Source organism: Chamaesiphon minutus PCC 6605 (assembly GCF_000317145.1).
Classification (GTDB): domain Bacteria; phylum Cyanobacteriota; class Cyanobacteriia; order Cyanobacteriales; family Chamaesiphonaceae; genus Chamaesiphon; species Chamaesiphon minutus.
In genome coordinates, this window is the sequence record NC_019697.1 from 3391363 (window position 1) to 3410830 (window position 19468).

Sequence of the window (19468 nt, forward strand, 5' to 3'; positions counted from 1 at the left end):
TTTCAGTATTTACACAATACACAACTAGCTAGAGCGGGAAAATATGCAAGTTTTGCCATTTAATGCCATATCTTCGTTAATCTATCTAGCCGAAGCCAGCGCACCAGCAAAAGCGATCGATCCAGTAGCAATTACCAATCAGTTGTTAAACGGAGTTGGAATTGTCGGCATTCTGCTGTTGACTGGATTAGGACTGTCAATTACGTTTGGGGTAATGCGGATTATCAACCTAGCACATGGTGAATTCATCATGCTGGGCGCATACACAACATTCGTATTGCAAAGTAATTTTAAAATGGATTTGTTAATGACAATTCCATTTTCGTTTTTGTTTACAGCTCTAGTCGGCGCGTTGGTAGAAGTCACGATCGTCCGCAGACTCTATGGTAGAGCGATCGAAACTCTGTTAGCGACCTGGGGTTTGAGTATCGTCCTCCAAGGGGTAGTGAAGCTGATATTCACCGCCCAACTTAAGTATGTCAAGGCACCACCATACATTCGGGGTAACTGGACGCCATTTACAATCGGCGGTCAAGCAATCGAAATCTCTTACTACCGCTTATTTATCATCTTCATGGCATTGCTGCTGCTGGCAATTACGGCGTATTTGCTCTACGGTACCACGTTGGGTCGAGAAGTCCGTGCCGTTACTCAAAACCGCGAAATGGCTAAGTGTCTGGGCGTAAATACTAGCCTGGTAGATATGCTCACATTTGCTTATGGCTGTGGACTGGCTGGAGTCGCGGGGACAGTAATTGCTTCGCTCAAAAGTGTCGCGCCACCGATGGGACAAGATTATCTAGTAGATGCCTGGATGACAGTGGTAACGGGAGGAGTAGATAAGTTAATCGGTGTGTTGGCAGGTGCAGTTTTGATCGGCGAATCCAATGCCGCGATCGCTTATTTATTAAACGATCCTACCGCGAGGGTGATCGTGTTGGCGGCAGTAATCGTCCTAATTCGCTACCGTCCCGAAGGTCTATTCACAGTCCAGAAACGCGGTTAGATGAGTCGAAATAGATCGTGTTGGTAGCCCAAAAATCTAGCTGGTGGGCATTGCCCACCCTACATCTATTCTATCCCCTATCCCCTATTCCCTATCCCCTATTCCCTATCCCCTACCCTCCACCCTCTACCCTCTAAATCCAATGGCACAAGTAGTCGGTCAAATTCAACAATCAAGCTTTATTCCCAAGAAATGGCAGATTATCAATTTGGCAGTTTTGCTAGTCTTGATAATTTTCCCATTTGTAGCTGGCACCTTCCAGACCAACTTGATGGCAAAATTGCTATTGTTTGGGGTCTTAGGCGTCTCGCTAGATTTAGTCTGGGGCTTCACTGGCATTCTGAGCTTCGCGCATGGGGTATTTTTTACGTTGGGGGGATATGCAATGGCGTATTATCTCAAACTCAACCTGTCTGCTGCTGCCAATAACTATGGTGGTACCGTTCCTGACTTTATGGTGTGGAACGGCTTAAAAGAGTTACCTTGGTTCATCGCTCCCTTGCAATCTTTCCCAGTTGCGGTCATCGCGATGGTAGCAATTCCGGCTGGTTTTGCTTATGCGATCGGATCGTTTATCTTTCGTTCCAAAGTCAGCGGTGTATATATTACCGTAATTACGCTGGCGATCGCCTCTGCACTGACGACTTTCTTTGTCAGCCAGCAGGCTTATACAGGCGGTACGAATGGAATTACCGATGTCTCTAAGCTGATGTTGTTTGGGATAGAGGTGCCGCCAATTGGCATTTATTTTATCATTTTGGCTTTTGCTACTGCCACGATTGCGGGCAGTTGGTGGTTGACCAAATCTAATTTTGGCTTGATTCTAAGATCGATTAAAGAAAACGAACAGCGAATTTCTTATTTAGGTTACGACGTTGCTAGTTTCAAGATTTTTATTTGGACGCTTTCTGCGGCAATTGCTGGTATCTGTGGGGGTTTATTCGTACCGTTGAATAACTTCATTTCACCAGTCTATCTGGGGGTAGCTTTTGGGACGCAGATCGTGATCTGGGTCGCTGTGGGCGGACGTGGCACGCTGTTTGGGCCAGTCATCGCGGCAATTTTACTCGGACAGCTTCAAAATTCAGTCGATCGAATTACCCAAGATTGGCAATTAATTGTCGGCATAATTTTGATGATTGTGGTGCTATTTCTACCAGATGGACTTATGAGCTTGTTACCGAAGAAGTTGCTGGCAAGTAGTTCTAATAAATTAGGCAAAAATCACAAATAACAAGATTATGAGTTCAGCAGCATCTGTTTTATCAATCAAAGATCTTAAAGTAGTTTTTTCTGGTTTTAAAGCATTAAAAGGCGTCGATTTAGAGGTTGGCAATAATGAAATTGTGACGATTATTGGCCCTAATGGGGCTGGTAAAAGTACATTACTCGATGCGATCGTCGGGAAATCTCCGGTAGCTTCGGGACATGTCTATTATCAAGGTCAGGATATTACCAACAAAAGTTCCTATGATATCGCGCGGATGGGCATCGGGCGCAAATTTCAAAACCCCAATGTCTATAACGAGCTGTCGGTATTTGACAACATTTTACTGGCACTTAAAGGTACTCATGGCGTGTTTGCCTCGATCGCTGCCAAACTTACGGCTGCCAAGAAAGATAAAATTATCGACGTCCTCGATCGCATCGGTTTATTAGAACAAGGGTACTCTAAAGTTTCCTCGTTATCTCACGGACAGAAACAGTGGGTCGAGATTGGGATGGTACTGGCTCAAGATCCGGCAGTAGTACTGCTAGATGAACCAACTGCGGGGATGACTGCCGATGAAACCCATGCCACTGGGGAAATTATTAAGACGATTTCGGCCAACCACTCACTAGTGGTGATCGAACATGACATGGAGTTTGTCAAACAAATCGCTCAACGTATTGTCGTTCTACATCAAGGCGAAAAATTGACCGAAGGCTCGGTTAGTGAAGTGCAATCGAATCCCAAAGTAATTGAAGTATATTTAGGACGCGAACAAATCAATGCTGCTTGAAGTAAATGATGTAACTGTTTCTTACGGACAGACACCCGTGCTGTTTGGTGTGAATATGGCGATTAACCAAGGCGATATTGCTTGTATCTTGGGACGAAATGGGGTGGGTAAAACGACGCTCCTCCGCAGCATTATTGGCCTAAATAAAGTGATGTCTGGCAACATCATTTTCGATGTCAAAAACATTACACGGATGCCGATTTTTAAACGCGCCCGCGAGGGAATTGCTTATATTCCCCAAGGTCGAGAAATCATTCCGTATTTATCAGTTTTAGATAATCTCAAATTGGGACTGTCGGCGGGGAAAAAGAAATCTAGCAAAATTCCCCATGAAATTTTTGAGTTTTTCCCAATGCTCAAGCAGCACCTCAATCGTCAAGGCGGTCTACTCAGTGGCGGACAACAGCAGCAATTAGCCATTGCACGCGGATTGATGAGCGATCCGAAAATCATGCTGCTAGACGAGCCAACAGAGGGCATTCAACCTTCGATCGTTCAGGAGATCGAAGAAACTCTCAAGCGGATCAATCGCGAGAAAGGGATTACGCTCATCGTTGTCGAACACAAAGTAGACTTTGTGCGCCAGATCGCCCAAAAGTTCTTCATTATGGAAAAAGGTGTCGTTGTGGTAGATGGCAAAACAGCCGATCTGACTGACGAGCTATTTCATAAGTATCTGGCTGTTTAAACGATCGCCATTACCTCCGGAGGCAACAATGACTCGAACTTTAGTTGGCAAAGTTGCCTCACTGTGGCGGTATCCAGTTAAATCAATGCTAGGAGAACGACTAGAGGCGGTGACGATCGCGCCCACAGGGGTGTTAGGAGATCGCGCCTATGCCCTCTGGGATTGCCAAACTCAGCGCATTGCTAGTGCCAAAAATCCCCATAAGTGGGCGAAATTACTTCAATTTCAAGCGACATTTGTCGAAACTCCCCAACTGCAAGAGTCAATGCCTCCGGTGAGCTTGGTCTTACCCGACGGTAGTCAGTGTGTCAGCAATCGCCAGAATATTGATGCCATCTTATCCCAAGCAGTAGGACGAGATGTGCAGTTACTAGCTGCTGCACCAGAAACACCCAGTTTAGACCAATACTGGCCCGACCTCGAAGGCGCGGCACATCGGGATACAATTACGCAATTATTTATGCCTGCGGGCACCTTTTTTGATTCCTGTCCGATTCACGCGATTACAACAGCTACCCTGGCCCGATTACAGGAGCTTTATCCCGAAGGGGAATTTGCACCAGCTCGGTTTCGTCCCAATATGCTTATCGAGCCGACGGATACTCATAGTTCTTTTGTCGAAAATGATTGGGTAGGCAGCCAGATGACCATTGGCGATGAAGTCACTCTGAGTATCGATACCGCCTGTCCCCGCTGCGTAGTGACTACGGTGGCACAGTCCGATTTGCCGATAGACTTGAATATCTTGAGAACCACAGCACGACATAATAACTCGATCGCGGGCATTCGCGCCTCTGTAGTGCGCTCGGGAAGTATCCGCTGTGGCGATCTGATTTGGCTAGATTGAGCAGCAAAGATCTCGTCTCCCCAACTTCCCATCCACAACACATTTAGGAAAAAATGCTTGTGGTGTGACATTTCAATTTACGACTTTTAACTCAAGTGGGTTTCGTTTGGCAGATCGACTGTTATATTTGACATAGATTATCCATCTCTGTCCAAATAATGAGCAAAAAATATATTTTGGTTACAGGTGGAGCCGGATTTATCGGTTCCAACTTCGTATCGCTAGCGATCGACTCCACCGATCTGACGATCGTCAATTTGGATAAATTGACATATGCTGGTAATCTCGCCACTGTAGAGCAGTTTGCTAATAACGATCGCCAAATTTTTGTCAAAGGAGATATCGGCGATCGACAACTAATCGATAAGTTATTAGCGCAATATCAACCCCAGGCGATCGTCAATTTTGCGGCTGAAACCCACGTCGATCGGTCGATCGATGGACCTGCTAGCTTTATTGAAACTAATATAAATGGTACCTTCAATTTATTAGAATGCGCGCGTCAATATTGGCGCGAATTGGCCGATGCTGCCCGCTCGGAATTTCGCTTTTTGCATATTTCTACAGATGAAGTATTTGGTTCGCTCGGCCCCAACGATCCGGCATTTACCGAGTTAACTCCCTACACGCCAAATAGTCCTTATTCAGCATCAAAAGCTAGCTCCGACCATTTAGTCCGCTCTTACTTTCATACCTACGGCTTACCTACTTTAATTACCAATTGTTCTAATAATTACGGCCCTTATCAGTTCCCCGAAAAGCTGATTCCGTTGATGATTCTCAATGCGTTGGCTGGCAAACCATTACCAATCTACGGTGACGGTCAAAATGTCCGCGACTGGCTCTATGTCCGAGACCACTGTAGCGCGATCGCTTTAGTATTAGCCAAAGGCACGCCCGGGGAAACCTATAATGTCGGCGGCAATGCCGAACGCGATAATCTGTGGTTAGTTGACAGGCTGTGTACGATCCTCGACGAACTCCTTCCCACATCCCCCCATTGTCCCCACAAACAACTGGTAGAATTCGTGCGCGATCGGCCCGGACACGATCGACGTTATGCAATCGATTTTACTAAGCTCAACACCGAACTCGGCTGGCAACCTACCGAAGATATCGATTCGGGATTGCGGCGCACCGTCCAATGGTACATCGACAATCAAGATTGGTGCCAGACTGTCACCGCCAATAACTATCAGCAACAACGGTTAGGAGTAGCAGCGTGAAAGGGATTATTTTAGCTGGCGGTTCTGGAACGCGTCTGTACCCGCTCACGCGGGTAATTTCCAAACAACTGATGCCCATCTATGACAAGCCGATGGTTTACTATCCCTTGTCTACCCTGATGCTGGCGGGCATTCAGGAAATCTTGATTATTTCGACGCCGCACGATTTACCGCTATTTGAAGAATTATTGGGAGACGGTAGCAAACTCGGTTTGTCGATTAGTTACGCCCCACAGCCCAAACCAGAGGGCTTAGCGCAAGCTTTTATCATCGGTAAAGAGTTTATCGGCAACGATTCGGTAGCTTTAGTATTAGGCGACAACATCTTTTATGGCGATAGCTTGAGCGTTAACTTACAACACGCCGCACAACTCACCGAAGGGGCGATCGTGTTTGGTTATTATGTCAGCGATCCGGCTCGCTATGGTGTCGTCGAATTCGATTGTCATGGCTCTGCCGTTTCGATCGAAGAAAAACCGCAACAGCCCAAATCGAATTATGCGGTGACTGGCTTGTATTTTTATGACAATCAAGTTGTCGATATCGCCCACAACATTGCCCCCTCAGCGCGCGGCGAACTGGAGATCACCTGTGTCAACCAGAAATATCTAGAGATGGGACAACTTAAAGTCGATAAACTCAGTCGCGGTACCGCGTGGTTGGATACGGGCACTCACAGTAGTTTGCTCCAAGCCTCGGTGTTTGTCGAAACGATCGAACAACGTCAAGGTTTAAAGATTGCTTGTATTGAAGAAGTAGCATTCCGAATGGGCTACATTGACGCTAAAGAGTTAATCTCGATCGGCAATACCATGGCTAAGAATGCTTACGGACAATATTTACTGAAGTTAGCTACAGAAGGAGCCTAGCTGTGGAAATCATTCAAACCTCGATTCCTGGTGTGATTGTCTTTGCACCGCCAGTTTTTACAGACAGTCGCGGCTATTTTCTCGAAACCTATCAACTCAAGAAATATGCCGAAGCGGGGATTACTAAACCCTTCGTCCAGGATAATCAATCCTATTCCGTCAAAAATGTCCTCCGAGGACTGCATTTTCAACTTCGTTATCCGCAAGGTAAATTAGTCCGCGTGACACAAGGAACGGTCTTTGACGTGGCGATCGACATCCGCCGGAATTCACCGACTTTTGGGAAATGGCATGGGGAAATATTATCTGCTGAAAATAAGAAACAGCTATACGTTCCTGAAAACTTTGCCCACGGTTTTTGCGTTCTCAGCGAAAGTGCGGAATTTTTATATAAATGTACCGACTTTTATGTCCCTGGCGATGAAGCTGGCTTGATTTGGGACGACCCTCAACTGGCGATCGAGTGGCCGATCGACAAACCAATTTTATCTGTCAAGGATGCCGAATTACCTACTGTAGCAGCATCTTTAGAGTTGCTACCAATGGACTAATCGGCCCACCTAGCTTGGTTTTAATGTAAATATCGTTACATTTGACGATCGATCGGCAGCCGCTCGCACTAGCGAGCTGGTGCCGTTCGGATTTCGGGCTAGTGTTGCCTGAAAAATGCGCACTCTATCCAGCATATAGCACCAAACCACTGCCGCACAAATCAGTAATTGCACTGAGTATCGATATTAACGACATGGGTAAAATTAGGTTACAACAAGTAACGAATATTAATCGAGATAGTGAGGCCAGCAAGTCAGAGTTAGTTATGAACGATCTGTGGATAATTGAATGTCAGATTTAACCGTTATCAAAAATGCATTTGCGAACCTCTGTCGCGGGGGTGCTGTGGCACTATCAATGCTGTTGCTGCCCCCATTTTTAGCCAGAATTTTAACTAAGGATACTTATGGTACCTGGCTATTAATTTTGCAATTGAGCGCGTATGTAAGTCTGTTGGATCTAGGCATTCAGACAGTCATCGGTCGCTTTGTCGCTCACTACAATGAGTTAGGAGACATCAAAAAAAGAGATAGCATCGTCAGCAGTGCCGTCGCCATGTTGACGGGATCGGCAACGATTGCACTCGTGGGGATCGCTCTCCTAGCATGGCAATTGCCGCAGCTATTTAAGGATATGCCCGCGAATTTACAACAAGATGCCCAATTGGCATTGTTATGTGTGGGTTCGTCGCTGGCGGTGAGTTTGCCGCTAACGACATTTGGGGCAGTATTTCTGGGCTTACAACGTTATGATGTGCCAGCCTGGATTATCGGTAGCACGAAAATTTTAGCAGGCATACTAATTGTCTTAGTCGCTCAATCAACTCACAGTATTGTAGTAATGGGAGTAGTCTTTGGCGCGACAAATATCGCGGCGGGATTGTGGCAATACCTCGCTTTTCGGAAGATGGCTGTTGGCTATCGCGTCTCTACCAATTTAGTCTCCAAAAAATCCCTCGGCGAAGTGCTCGAATCTTGTCTGGCAATCTCGATATCTTCTTTGGGACTATTGATTGTCGGCGGTCTGGATACGACTGTGATCGGTTTTTTCGACTATAAATCGGTATCCTACTATGCGCTGGCCGCGACGCTGACTAATTTCGTCTTTGGGGTGGCTAGTTCGATTCTCAATACGGTCATTCCCGTTGCTTCATCCGTCGGCGCGCGTAACGAACCAGCAAAACTCGGCGAATTGCTCGTATCGACAACTCGATATTCAGTCATTGTTCTAATCGCCACCAATTTACCGCTATTATTGTTATCCAAAACCATCATGACGTTTTGGGTCGGTGCTGATTATGCCAACAATACCGATCGATTATTTGAGTGGTTGATTGCGGCAAATTTCGTCCGCCAAATTGGTTCGCCATACTTTACAATTGCCATCGGGTGCGGCGAACATCGGAAGATTATTCTATCACCATTAATCGAAGCAGTTGTCAACCTGATCGTCAGTGTGACATTGACATCCAGAATCGGTGCTAGTGGCGTCGCCATCGGTACGTTAGTCGGTGGTTTTGCCAGTGTCGGACTGCATTATTTCTATAATCTACCGCGCACGAAAAAAATATTTATTGCCAATCGTAGCGATCTGATTGCAGTGGTCTCCAAACCGATCGCGATCGTGGTCATTCCGATCGTCAGTTTATTCTTTATATACAAGTATGCGATCGCCGAGCAAAATCTCATCATTTCTACCCTAGTATCAGCTATTTTAACGCTCTTGAGTTGGGCGGGATTGTGGAAGTACGTGCTAACTGATGGAGATCGCGCTCTTGTTTTGTCATCTTTTCAAAGATTGGTATTACGCAGAAAACCTCAAAACTAATATATTTTAAGGCCATTATTCATGTTGCCGAGTGTAGATATTATTATCGTTAATTGGAACGCAGGAGATCAGCTTCGTGATTGTCTAGATGCAGTTGCTAGTAGCGATTGCAATGAGTATAAGTTAGACAAAGTTGTCATTATCGATAATGCTTCGCGAGATCGCTCTCTAGAAGGACTAGAGCAGCTCAACCTACCGATCGATGTAATTAGAAATACTGAAAATAAAGGTTTTGGAGCTGCTTGCAATCAAGGTGCGAGTATCGGTAGATCTGACTACATTTTGTTTCTCAATCCTGACACCAAAGTATCTCCAGATTCGATCGATAAAGCAGTAAATTGTCTCAGAGATACCGCTCGCCAGCAAGTGGGTGTAGTTAGTATTCAACTAGTGAATAGTCAGGGCGAAATTCAACGTAACTGTGCAAGATTTCCTACCCCAATGAATATTTGGTGTAGCATTTTGGGCATTGATAAGTTTGTTGTCAATAAGTTTACCAGTTATATCATGAATGACTGGAACCATCAAAATTCCCAACCAGTAGATCATGTAATTGGAGCTTTCTACCTAATTAGGCGCGATATCTTTCAAGCTTTAGATGGCTTTGATGAAACTTTCTTTGTTTATTTTGAAGACCTAGACTTATCCCATCGCGTTCATAAATTGGGATGGTCTTCTTATTATTTAGCAGATGCTCGGTCTTTTCATAAGGGCGGTGGCACTTCTGAATCAATCAAAGCAACGCGGGTCTTTTATTCGCTCAGGAGCAGAATGTTATATGGTTACAAACATTTTCATCCGCTTCAGGCAAATGCGATCGCTCTGGCATCTTTATCGATCGAGTTTACCAGCCGCATGATTTTCTCGTTGCTGAGGTTGTCCCCCTCCCAAGCCCAAGAAACGCTGTCTGCTTACGCTAAACTATTTGCTAATATTCCAGAGATCTATCGAGCCGTTCAGAAACAGTCGATCGCTAAATAATACCTAAAACTATCTAGGTTGTTTGCGGTATCATCGTCAAAATCGAGCGAAAATATCTCGATCGATCTTAGGGTAACTTAAAAACTAACGATCTATCACTCAATTTTTTGCAGATGCTTCTACCAATCGGTAAAAACTCATACAGCAGTCACTTGTATATTATCTTTTTAATATCCATGTGTTTGTTACCTTTTTCTACAGGAACGGGAGCTGGCTCATTTGTGGTGACTTTTGCTTTTCCCTTCTTAGTACTTCTGGCTGTTTTTATTTTTGGCAATCTGATTAGTAGAAAAGAAAGAATTAATTACCCCGATGACTTAAAACTTACCTTGCTGTGTGCGTTAATACATACATTTTCAATTCTGATTACATCATTGATGAACGAAAGTTTGATCCAGTCTTTTGCGCGATCGATATTCAGCTTGATTGGATACCTAATACTTTTGTATATTACCTCAAACGCATCGATAAGTAAAGATGCAAAATTGGCTTATAACAAGATTTCTTGGGTACTGATTTTATCTGGTACAGTGATGGCAATTTATTTTATTGTCAATTTCTTACTGGCAATTCAACAAAATTCTTTAGATAAAGTCTTGCTAGAGCGAGAAAATGGGGGCTTAATGTCGCTGCCTTGGGGTGCTTCTAATACTATTGCTGGATGTTTGATGATGCCATTTTTTCTGGCTTTAGAACGGGCATTCAACATGCAACCTTTTGGTAAGAAACAAAAATCGCCACTCATGTTTGGCTTCATGTTGATAATTATCATCGCGATCCTGATTACACAATCGAGAAATGTAATAGTTACATTAGCCATGGGTACTATCTTTATTGGGGGATTAACCAAAAATATCAAACCAACGCTGATCTTTTTAACAATTCTTGGAATCGTATTTGTCTTGCTCCTGAGCCTGTTAGGTCAAGATTTGGAAACAATCTTTGCAGCTAGACTTGGCGATCGAGCTCAAGATGTCGGTGGCTTTAATGGTCGGACGACGTTATGGGAAGTATCGCTTGCTTACTTTGCGCTCCATCCATTCCAACCGCTCGGATATTTCGGGATGTTGGGAGAACTCGGTCACACAGCTCACAATGTATTTTTAACGACCTTATTAGAGCAGGGAGTATTAGGTTTGATAGCCTATCTCCTATTTCTGATTAATAATTTTTGGTACTGTGTGAAAAAAATGAATAGCAAAAGCTTATCATTCATGGCTAGAAAAAGAATGACACTTTATCTAATCGCAATGTTATGCATCCTTTTACAACTTCAATTTGAAGATTCTAACCTTACCGCTCAAAATATCATTTTCCAATGGATTTTCTTGGCACTGATGTATTTGAGTTCTTACTGCGATACTCCCGAAGATGCTGATGACAACCGAGCTAATGCCCTATTAGCAGACGCTAGCATGAGGAATCGTGCCAGATCGTCATATTGAAGATCGTGGCTACATACGAACTGAAAATCATCTTTATTTATTTAATTATTAATTATTCACTATTTAAATCTCATGTCTCATAAAGTTCTAGTTCTCACTAAGTATGGTTCGCTCGGTGGTAGTAGCAGATATCGGTTTTATCAGTATCTTCCTTATCTCAAATCTCAGGATCTCGATCTGACGATAGCTCCAATGTTGGATAATGATTATGTTGCCGATATCAATAGTGGCAAGAGAAATGTTGGTAAGATTTTATCGAAGTATTTCCAACACCTGACTAGATTGCTGACCGATCGAGATTATGACTTACTGTGGATCGAAAAAGAGATTTTACCTTACTTGCCTGCATGGCTAGAAAAACTGATTGCTGGACATATACCCTATGTGGTCGATTATGATGATGCTCAATTTCATCGCTACGATCTGTTTCCACCTAAAATCTTTAGAATGTTCTTCTCCAAGAAGATCGATAAGGTGATGGCTAATGCCAAGTTGGTAGTTGCCGGGAATGAATACATCGCCCAAAGAGCCAGACAAGCAGGCGCAAAATGGATCGAAATCATTCCCACCGTCATCGATTTAGATCGTTATTCATTAAAAAGTTCGACTACGCCGGGAGAATTCTTCAACGTCGGCTGGATTGGTTCGCCGCCAAATAGTAATTGTCTCCAACCACTGCAACCTGTCTTTGAAAATTTATACGCAAAATACATGTGTAAAGTCACTGTTGTTGGTGCGGGTAATATAGACCTCGGTAAGAGCGATTTAACCATCAAGGATTGGTATGAAGACTCAGAAGTCGAAGATATTAAAAATTTCGATGTCGGCATCATGCCGCTCCGCGATACCCCTTGGGATCGAGGTAAATGTGGGATCAAACTAATTCAATATATGGCTTGTGGTTTACCTGTGGTCGGTACCCCCATCGGTGTCAATCAAGATATTATCCAGCATGGGGTCAATGGCTTTCAGGCTACTAGTTTGGATGAGTGGAATAATTACTTATCCAAACTAGCTAACGACCCAGATTTATGTCGAGAAATGGGAGTCAAAGGCAGAGCGATGGTCGAAGCTAGCTATTGTTTGCAGGTCACCGCCCCCAAAATGGCGCAGCTACTTAAGTCATCGATCTAGATTGCTGGTGGCTGGTTCTTAATTAACAAATATTGCTAACGGCATAACACTGTTGCAAAGCTTTCTCGACCTCAGGATAGATATCAAATCCTAGGGGTTTTCTAGATAACTGCTTGGTTTTACCGCGTCGAACTGCCGCCTCTGCACCATTGGGAATCTTGTTTTGCCACCAGTCTGTACCCTCACTGTAGAACCAAGCATACCGATCTGTCGTCCGTAGGGCATGGTAAACATTGTTTTCGAGGAATCGGAGGCGGTCTTCTGGCGACAGAAAATAGGGCATTGCCTTACCGTAGCGGAAATCTTTGTTGCCAGTGGGAAAGTGATGGAGCGTTAGATCTAAATAGACAGCTTGACCGAGTTTTACCTGTTTGGCATACTTACGATCGTTTTTAGGATCGACTAACAATCGCGCCTTGTTGAAGACTAAATCCCGACTTTCATCAAAAAAATTGACCCGATAGAAGTAGTACGCCCATTCATTGCCATCAATAAGCACAGAATTTGACTTAGCAACATCGAGCATCCCATTAATAAAAGCTGGCCAGAGTCCGTATTTATGCGCGGCGAGTTGTTCTTGCACCTGGGCGGGAGTCAATGGTTTGGCCCACAAATCCTTCAACCAACTCATCAATGCTAATGTCAGTACTTGCGTCCCTGGCTGAGCTGTTTGCAATGTTGTCATAAACTGAGCACCACGCTTGCGTACCTGTCGTTGATAGGCCGCAAATGTTTTGTCACGGTGTTGTGTCGGTCGATCTTGATATTGCCACGGACTATTCTTGGTATAAGGTTCCGAATCAAAAGCGATACCGCGCAAGCGACCTACTTTGGCCGTTTTACCAAAGTTCTGAATATTTTTTTGAGCAGCAGCCCAGTCAGTATCATTAAACCAGTCCCAATCATCGTCCATCCCCGACCACATGACGACAAAGTTGTCTGTCAGACGAGCGGATTTAATCGCCGCCAAATCGCGGCGATCTTGTTTGAATGCAGCATCGGGATAGGCAGTTTTTTTAAAAACCTCTTTGCCTGCATTTAACTTCAGAATTACACCATCAAAAGGACGTTGTTCCATTTCTTTGAGATGCTGACGGATAAAATTTGGTGTGGGCGCGCCCCAGCCATATTCAATTAATTTCTTTGGCGTTAGTCGAGCACCGATCGCCATGGTTGGCTGGTAGATAACGATTAGCAGTGCTAATAACATGCACGCCCAAAATAACTTACGATCGATCTTCATCTGCATAAATAAAATACCAATTATATACACGCTTAACTATAACCCGATCGATAGGCTGTCGAGCATCTAAGAGGATGTCTGAAAAGTCTAATTGCTTCGTTTGCAGTGGGTAAATCCCCCTGTCTTGTCGCACACAAACGGGAGGGAACCTCCCGTTCGATGCGCCGCTAAATCCCCCTTGAAAAGGGGGACTAAGAGTCTGGTTCCTCCATTTTTAAGGGGGGCTAGGGGGGATTTACTAGGGTTTAAGCTTAACGGAATTGAGTTTTCAGACATCCTCTAAGAAAAGGCAGAGGGTAAAGATATAGAGGATAGAGGGTGGACGATCGAGATCTAGATGCAATTTAGATTTCAGGCCGCTTAGGATAGCTATTGAATAATTTTAGCGATCGATTGTTGGATGGCATTTCGAGCGAGCTTTCAATCATTAATTTAAATATCACCTCCAGCAATTAAACCCTTGACACTTAGCATAATTGCGCAAATATCAAACGTTAAATATTTTTAAACATTCATGTCGTTCGTCGATATATCTCAATTTTATTGACATCGTTACTAGCCGTGGTTAGAATGATGTTTGCATACTCTTATTAATTAAATATTATGGTTAAAAATAAAAGCTTGAAAATGACTATTGTATCGGATTATTTATTTTATAAAGATAGAGACGGTAATTATTGGTCTGAAGTGCCATGGGATTTAGAATTCACTAATTTATTTGCTCCTAATGCATTTGTATATCTAGTTGGTAAAGTCAAAAATGTCGATACGCCTAATGTTATTCATCATTTAGTAGATTGTAATTATTATGAAGTCCTACCGCTCTCAAACTGGACTGGATTGAGACAATGGCTAAAACTAACTCCAGAGATTATTCGTACCGTCAAGAAGCACTATCATGAGGTCGATGTTGTTATCCTCAAATTATTTTACTTAAACTCTGTTTTGGTATGGTTTTGTAGTCGATTTTGGAAATCTGGGAAGCAGCCAGTGTTGGCAAGTTTGCTAGTCGGCGATTCAGAAGAAGCATTTTTACTCAGAGATGATGTGGTGAGTTCGAGCTGGCTCAGGAGTGGCTCGGCAAAATTAGTTAAATATGTAATCTCACTCATGCAGTATGATGTCGATGTTGCTGGATTTGTGGCTGAGTTTTTACATCGTAAATTCGCACCAAAACGTCAGGATGTCGTTATTAGTAATGAATCTTGGCTGAAAGAATGGATGTTTAGCAATCGATCGAGATCGCTGCACGATCGTCCGACTAGAATCTTATTTGTCGGCAGGTTGATCGATCGCAAACGCATCTATAGCCTCACAGAGACGGTCATCGATCTGATAAAGTCGGGTCGCAACATCCATCTGACGATCGTCGGCGACGGTGTATTAATGCCAGCAATTAAGGAATTAATTGCCACCCATCAGCTTCAAGCTCACTTTACCCTAACAGGCTGGTTGCGTCCGCTATCACCAGAATTGATCGATTGCTACCGCGAGCATGATATTTTCTGTCTTCCTTCCTATGCCGAAGGATTGCCCCTGGTTATTTTAGAGGCAATGGCTAATGGTGTAGCCACGATCGCGACCGATGTTTCTGGGATTCCTGAAATCATTCGTCACGAGCAAACAGGACTGTTAATTCCACGGGATGACAAAGCTGCCTTAAATCAAGCCATCTGTCGATATCTAGACGAACCCGAACTATGGCGCAAATGTATCGATAATGGCTATGAAGTCGCCAAACAGAATAGTTTTGTCGCCGCACGCTCTAAATTTGCTAACGCAGTGATGAAAGCGATCGAACACCAGCACTAATTACCCGCAACCACAGGGGTGCAGGCTAGCGATGAAATCAACGTTGCCAATCTCCAGTACGATCCTGTCACTCTGCCTAAATATACTAGTGCCTAGTTTGAACCTAGGGTACCCATAAGGGGCACTCCTACGGATTAATTGTGTAGGGGTGCCCCTTGCGGATGAAATCGCGCTGTGCTCTCATTATTTCATATCACCTCTTCAGCAACGCCACGAACTGAACTCAAGACAGCATTTTGTCAGCCAGATTAGCAATAATCGCACCCCATCTTAAATTAGTTTGATAGTGCTCGAAGCAATTTTTTCCCAGCGTATCTCTGAGTTCGCGGTTCTCTACGATAGCTTCGATCCGCTCGATGGCTTGGGATAAGTTTCCCCGCTCGAATACATAACCAGTTTCACCTTCAATTACGGCTTCTCGGAGTCCGCCGACATCCGAAACAATTACCGGACAGCCATTATAATATGCGATCGGGATCACTCCACTCTGTGATGCATCAATGTATGGTAAGAGAACGGCAAAAGATTGAATCATTAGCTCGTCTACTTCTTCATTACTCAAAAATCTATTAACGATCGTCAGATTGGTAAGGTTGTCGATTCGATCTTGATATTCGCGGAGATCTCCTCTACCTGCGAGCACAAACCGAACGTCAGTATGATGCTCTTGAAAATAGCGCGCGGCATCCAAAAATAAATCGATGCCCTTATACTTATCTAATCGGCCCGATAACGTTATGTACTTGAGGCTACTGCTAGAACTTTGATGGTATTTACTATCATTTACTCGATTGACACCATGCAATGAAACTATTACTCGTTCGGGTTTAATTTTGAACCTAGTAACTAGCATTTGCTTGAGAGTATAACCGTAGACGACGAGCACATCCGATCTAGCTATCTGCCAAGACTGAAACAGATCTATCAATGTATAGTTCTTGGTTGCAGCATGTGGCTTAACATCATGAATGTGGGAAAACAGCTTAACCTGGGGATTAGCAAAATTAGCAAAGAGTCTAAATAAAACTAAAGCAACTGGATTGAGTGGATGTGCGGAGATAAAATAACAAGCTTCTGGCTTGGTTTTAATATAAATAGATAGAATTTTAAATAGTAAGATTGGGTTGAAAACATCCATCGCCATCGATAAATGTTTTCGCGAATTTGATAGTTTAAATAGCTCGAACTTAGTGTCGGCATTGCCAGTACTAACTATCTCTGGTTGATAGTCCCGATCGGTAATGGCTGTGACTTTAGCTAAGCTAGCAAAATTGCCAATATAAGAATCTGCGATTAACTTCATGCCTTCTTTCGTGTTGAAGGAAATTAGCAGCAATTTATTATTAGCAGTTTCTTGTTTGAGATTAGCAGCCATAAAATTAGATTTATTACGGAGATATTAAGCGACAAAAGTAATCGAAAGATCGCGCCTATGAAACTAAAAGGTGTTAAGATATAGTCGCCAGATAAATACCAATCTAGCATAATTAACTTAGGCTGTATTGTCAATCAGCATTTCGAGCTAACAAATAAGCTGTATCGATCGCTAGTTGAGTAAGAATTGGCGAGATTTAAACCAAATATATCTAATATTTATTGCCAGATTGAGCTATAAATATTACACTCATTCTCAGATATTTATAGATAGTGGATATATTGTCAGCGACAATTGCTAATTACTAGCATTTACAAGGGCTAAAAGATATCTTATTTCATTATTAACACTCAGGGCGATCCCCGCCGATCGATCTGGAGCGATCGGTGACGGATTTGCCAACCGAGCGACTCTGAAAATTTTGCTCCAAAAGCAATTGAGAGCTAGCAACGGCGAACTGGATGCTAATATTTAGACAATCACCCACGCGCTGGGTAATTTTGTCGAGCTTGCCGATCTCAATCGGGCAATTTGAGGAGCCATTTAAGCCATTTACCTGTAATTGATTTGAGAGAATTAGCTGAGTCTAAATATAATTTTCTCAGCTAATATTAGGATACTGTATGGCAAACACGAAGTATTTTAATATTAAAATGTAGTTGATATAGATTTTACTATATATTGTATTTTCAAGGTACATCGATCGCCATCCGATAACTCTGGATATATAACTGCTTAACTAATCCATCAGAAAATAATGGTATCTAATTTTCTGTAGAAATTAAGGATCTAGAAGACGCAAACTACATTACATTACGCGCACAAGGATTATCAATGTTTTCGTACTTATCACTGCCAGAAATTAAGCTATCACTCGAATTCTCCGAGCGCAAGCTGCTACTTGCGCTGGTGGATGTTTTGCTCATTTTCAGTGGTATTATTGGGTCTCTATGGTACTGGAGCTATCGCGCCGAGCGGTCTTTTGGGTTGGACTCGATCGTCGGGTCGCACTTGCTGTGGATCGTCGGGATGGGTGTCGGATGGTTGGTATGGATGTTTATTAACGATCTATACGATCTACGAATCGCGGTCAAACTCAAACGCACGATCGAGCGCATTGGCTGGGGTTGTGCGATCGTAGGCATTATCTACCTGATTTACTATTTTGTAACCGCACCGTTGCAAGAAGAATCCTTATCATTGCGACTGGCACCAGCAATCGCGATCGCCAGTACCAGTGTCTTGTTATCGCTTTGGAGAACGATTTATGCGTTGTTCCTCGGTGTCGGACATGCCAGCCAGCGCGTGTTGATTTTCGGAGCTGGAGTGACGGGGACGATTATCGCCGACACTTTTCGGCAACACCCTCACTATCAGGCGATCGGATTTATCGATGATAACGCCCAGCTACACGGCAAAATCTGTCAAAATATTCCAGTTTTAGGCGATCGTCGCAGTTTAGAATTCGATATCGATGGCTATCGGGTCGATGAGATCGTGCTAGCAATTAGCCGACCGATCGATGAAGATTTGCTGCAATTGTTGACTAACTTTCACGAGCGGGGGATCGCGATTACACCGATGCCCATGCTCTATGAAAAACTGACAGGTAGAGTTGCGGTCGAACACATCGGCAGTCAATGGTACTCCGCACTCCCGCTCAAGAAGAATCCTTTCGATACCTTCAATCGGATCGGCAAACGGGGATTGGATCTAATTTGCGGTGCGATTATCGGCTCGGTGTTGGCAATCGTCTTTCCCTTTGTGGCTGCTGCCATCCGCTTAGATAGTCCCGGACCGATCTTTTACAAACAAGAACGTGTCGGACAATATGGAGCCAAATTTACCGTCTACAAGTTTCGATCGATGGTGCAAGATGCCGAGCGCAATGGTAAAGCGCAGTGGGCGGTTAAAGGCGACGCGCGGATTACCAAAGTCGGTAACTTTATCCGCAAAACCCGCTTAGACGAACTACCTCAAGTGCTCAACGTCCTACGCGGCGAAATGAGTATGGTCGGCCCGCGCCCCGAACGCTATCAATTCATCAAAGAATTACAGCAGCAAATTCCATTTTATCGCACCAGACTGGCGGTAAAACCCGGACTCACCGGATGGGCGCAGATTAATTACGGTTATGGCAGCACGATCGAAGATGCTTTAATTAAGCTGCAATACGATCTCTACTATCTCAAGCATTGGTCGCCATGGTTGGATCTCAAAATCTTATTGCGGACATTCTCGGTAGTCTTGAAAATGCAAGGACAATAAATAACTCGCAGCCATCGATAAAAGTCTCAAAGGAGGGGCGATCGATCGCCCCTCTTTTGATATATTGCAATACTTTGGACATTCACAATCCCCAGCTCGTTAAATTCTTACCTACCCTCTATCCTCTACCTCTATTTGAAGTATTGTCAGGATTGTCTTGTCAGGTCATGTTTCTAGAATTAGGATAGATGT

General features: G+C 43.8%; 16 protein-coding genes. 14 read left to right on the forward strand and 2 right to left on the reverse strand.

Annotation, left to right across the window (positions count from 1 at the left end; all coding sequences use genetic code 11):
- The first annotated feature begins 43 nt into the window (after positions 1–43).
- The 12 genes from urtB to CHA6605_RS15605 all read left to right on the forward strand — a co-directional run bounded on the left by urtB (position 44) and on the right by CHA6605_RS15605 (position 12578).
- A complete protein-coding gene (urtB, locus tag CHA6605_RS15545) occupies positions 44–1006 on the forward strand; it encodes an urea ABC transporter permease subunit UrtB (RefSeq protein ID WP_015160379.1) in 963 nt (320 codons plus the stop codon).
- Between the two features lie 142 nt (positions 1007–1148).
- A complete protein-coding gene (gene urtC, locus CHA6605_RS15550; protein WP_015160380.1) occupies positions 1149–2240 on the forward strand; it encodes an urea ABC transporter permease subunit UrtC in 1092 nt (363 codons plus the stop codon).
- 7 nt (positions 2241–2247) lie between these two features.
- Positions 2248–3009 carry an urea ABC transporter ATP-binding protein UrtD gene (gene urtD, locus CHA6605_RS15555; protein ID WP_015160381.1) on the forward strand — a complete coding sequence of 254 codons (762 nt, stop codon included), beginning with the start codon at positions 2248–2250 and terminating at the stop codon, positions 3007–3009.
- Positions 2999–3697 (forward strand): urea ABC transporter ATP-binding subunit UrtE, encoded by a 699-nt coding sequence (urtE, locus tag CHA6605_RS15560; protein WP_015160382.1) that lies wholly within the window; start codon positions 2999–3001, stop codon positions 3695–3697. Before urtD ends, urtE begins: the two co-directional genes overlap by 11 nt.
- A gap of 28 nt (positions 3698–3725) precedes the next feature.
- Entirely contained in the window at positions 3726–4544 is an 819-nt protein-coding gene (locus CHA6605_RS15565) for an MOSC domain-containing protein (protein WP_015160383.1), read from the forward strand.
- Positions 4545–4702: 158 nt separating this feature from the next.
- Positions 4703–5770: a dTDP-glucose 4,6-dehydratase gene (gene rfbB, locus CHA6605_RS15570; RefSeq protein ID WP_015160384.1), complete on the forward strand. Its 1068-nt coding sequence runs from the start codon at positions 4703–4705 to the stop codon at positions 5768–5770.
- Complete coding sequence (rfbA, locus tag CHA6605_RS15575) at positions 5767–6639, forward strand: glucose-1-phosphate thymidylyltransferase RfbA (RefSeq protein WP_015160385.1); 873 nt, start codon at positions 5767–5769, stop codon at positions 6637–6639. Before rfbB ends, rfbA begins: the two co-directional genes overlap by 4 nt.
- A gap of 2 nt (positions 6640–6641) precedes the next feature.
- On the forward strand, positions 6642–7190 hold the full coding sequence (gene rfbC / locus CHA6605_RS15580; RefSeq protein ID WP_015160386.1) for a dTDP-4-dehydrorhamnose 3,5-epimerase: 549 nt from the start codon (positions 6642–6644) through the stop codon (positions 7188–7190).
- 289 nt (positions 7191–7479) lie between these two features.
- A complete protein-coding gene (locus tag CHA6605_RS15590; protein WP_015160387.1) occupies positions 7480–9018 on the forward strand; it encodes an MATE family efflux transporter in 1539 nt (512 codons plus the stop codon).
- Positions 9019–9039: 21 nt separating this feature from the next.
- The gene (locus CHA6605_RS15595) at positions 9040–9999 is read left to right on the forward strand and encodes a glycosyltransferase family 2 protein (RefSeq protein WP_015160388.1); all 960 of its coding nucleotides are present in this window, start codon (positions 9040–9042) and stop codon (positions 9997–9999) included.
- Positions 10000–10112: 113 nt separating this feature from the next.
- On the forward strand, positions 10113–11444 hold the full coding sequence (locus tag CHA6605_RS15600) for an O-antigen ligase family protein (RefSeq protein ID WP_086936229.1): 1332 nt from the start codon (positions 10113–10115) through the stop codon (positions 11442–11444).
- A 72-nt stretch (positions 11445–11516) separates the two neighbouring features.
- Positions 11517–12578, forward strand: coding sequence for a glycosyltransferase family 4 protein (locus tag CHA6605_RS15605; RefSeq protein ID WP_015160390.1), 1062 nt, complete (start codon positions 11517–11519; stop codon positions 12576–12578).
- Positions 12579–12600: 22 nt separating this feature from the next.
- Here the strand turns inward: CHA6605_RS15605 and CHA6605_RS15610 are convergent, their stop codons facing one another.
- Positions 12601–13821 (reverse strand): hypothetical protein, encoded by a 1221-nt coding sequence (locus CHA6605_RS15610; protein ID WP_157260005.1) that lies wholly within the window; start codon positions 13819–13821, stop codon positions 12601–12603.
- A 603-nt stretch (positions 13822–14424) separates the two neighbouring features.
- On the opposite strand from CHA6605_RS15610, the gene CHA6605_RS15615 reads away from it, so the two are divergent.
- Positions 14425–15633 (forward strand): glycosyltransferase, encoded by a 1209-nt coding sequence (locus CHA6605_RS15615; protein ID WP_041548140.1) that lies wholly within the window; start codon positions 14425–14427, stop codon positions 15631–15633.
- A 223-nt stretch (positions 15634–15856) separates the two neighbouring features.
- Here CHA6605_RS15615 and CHA6605_RS15620 read toward each other — a convergent pair whose 3' ends face one another.
- On the reverse strand, positions 15857–17008 hold the full coding sequence (locus CHA6605_RS15620; RefSeq protein ID WP_015160393.1) for a glycosyltransferase family 4 protein: 1152 nt from the start codon (positions 17006–17008) through the stop codon (positions 15857–15859).
- An 834-nt stretch (positions 17009–17842) separates the two neighbouring features.
- Here CHA6605_RS15620 and CHA6605_RS15625 point away from each other — a divergent pair.
- The gene (locus CHA6605_RS15625; protein WP_015160394.1) at positions 17843–19276 is read left to right on the forward strand and encodes a sugar transferase; all 1434 of its coding nucleotides are present in this window, start codon (positions 17843–17845) and stop codon (positions 19274–19276) included.
- The last annotated feature ends 192 nt before the right edge of the window (positions 19277–19468 follow it).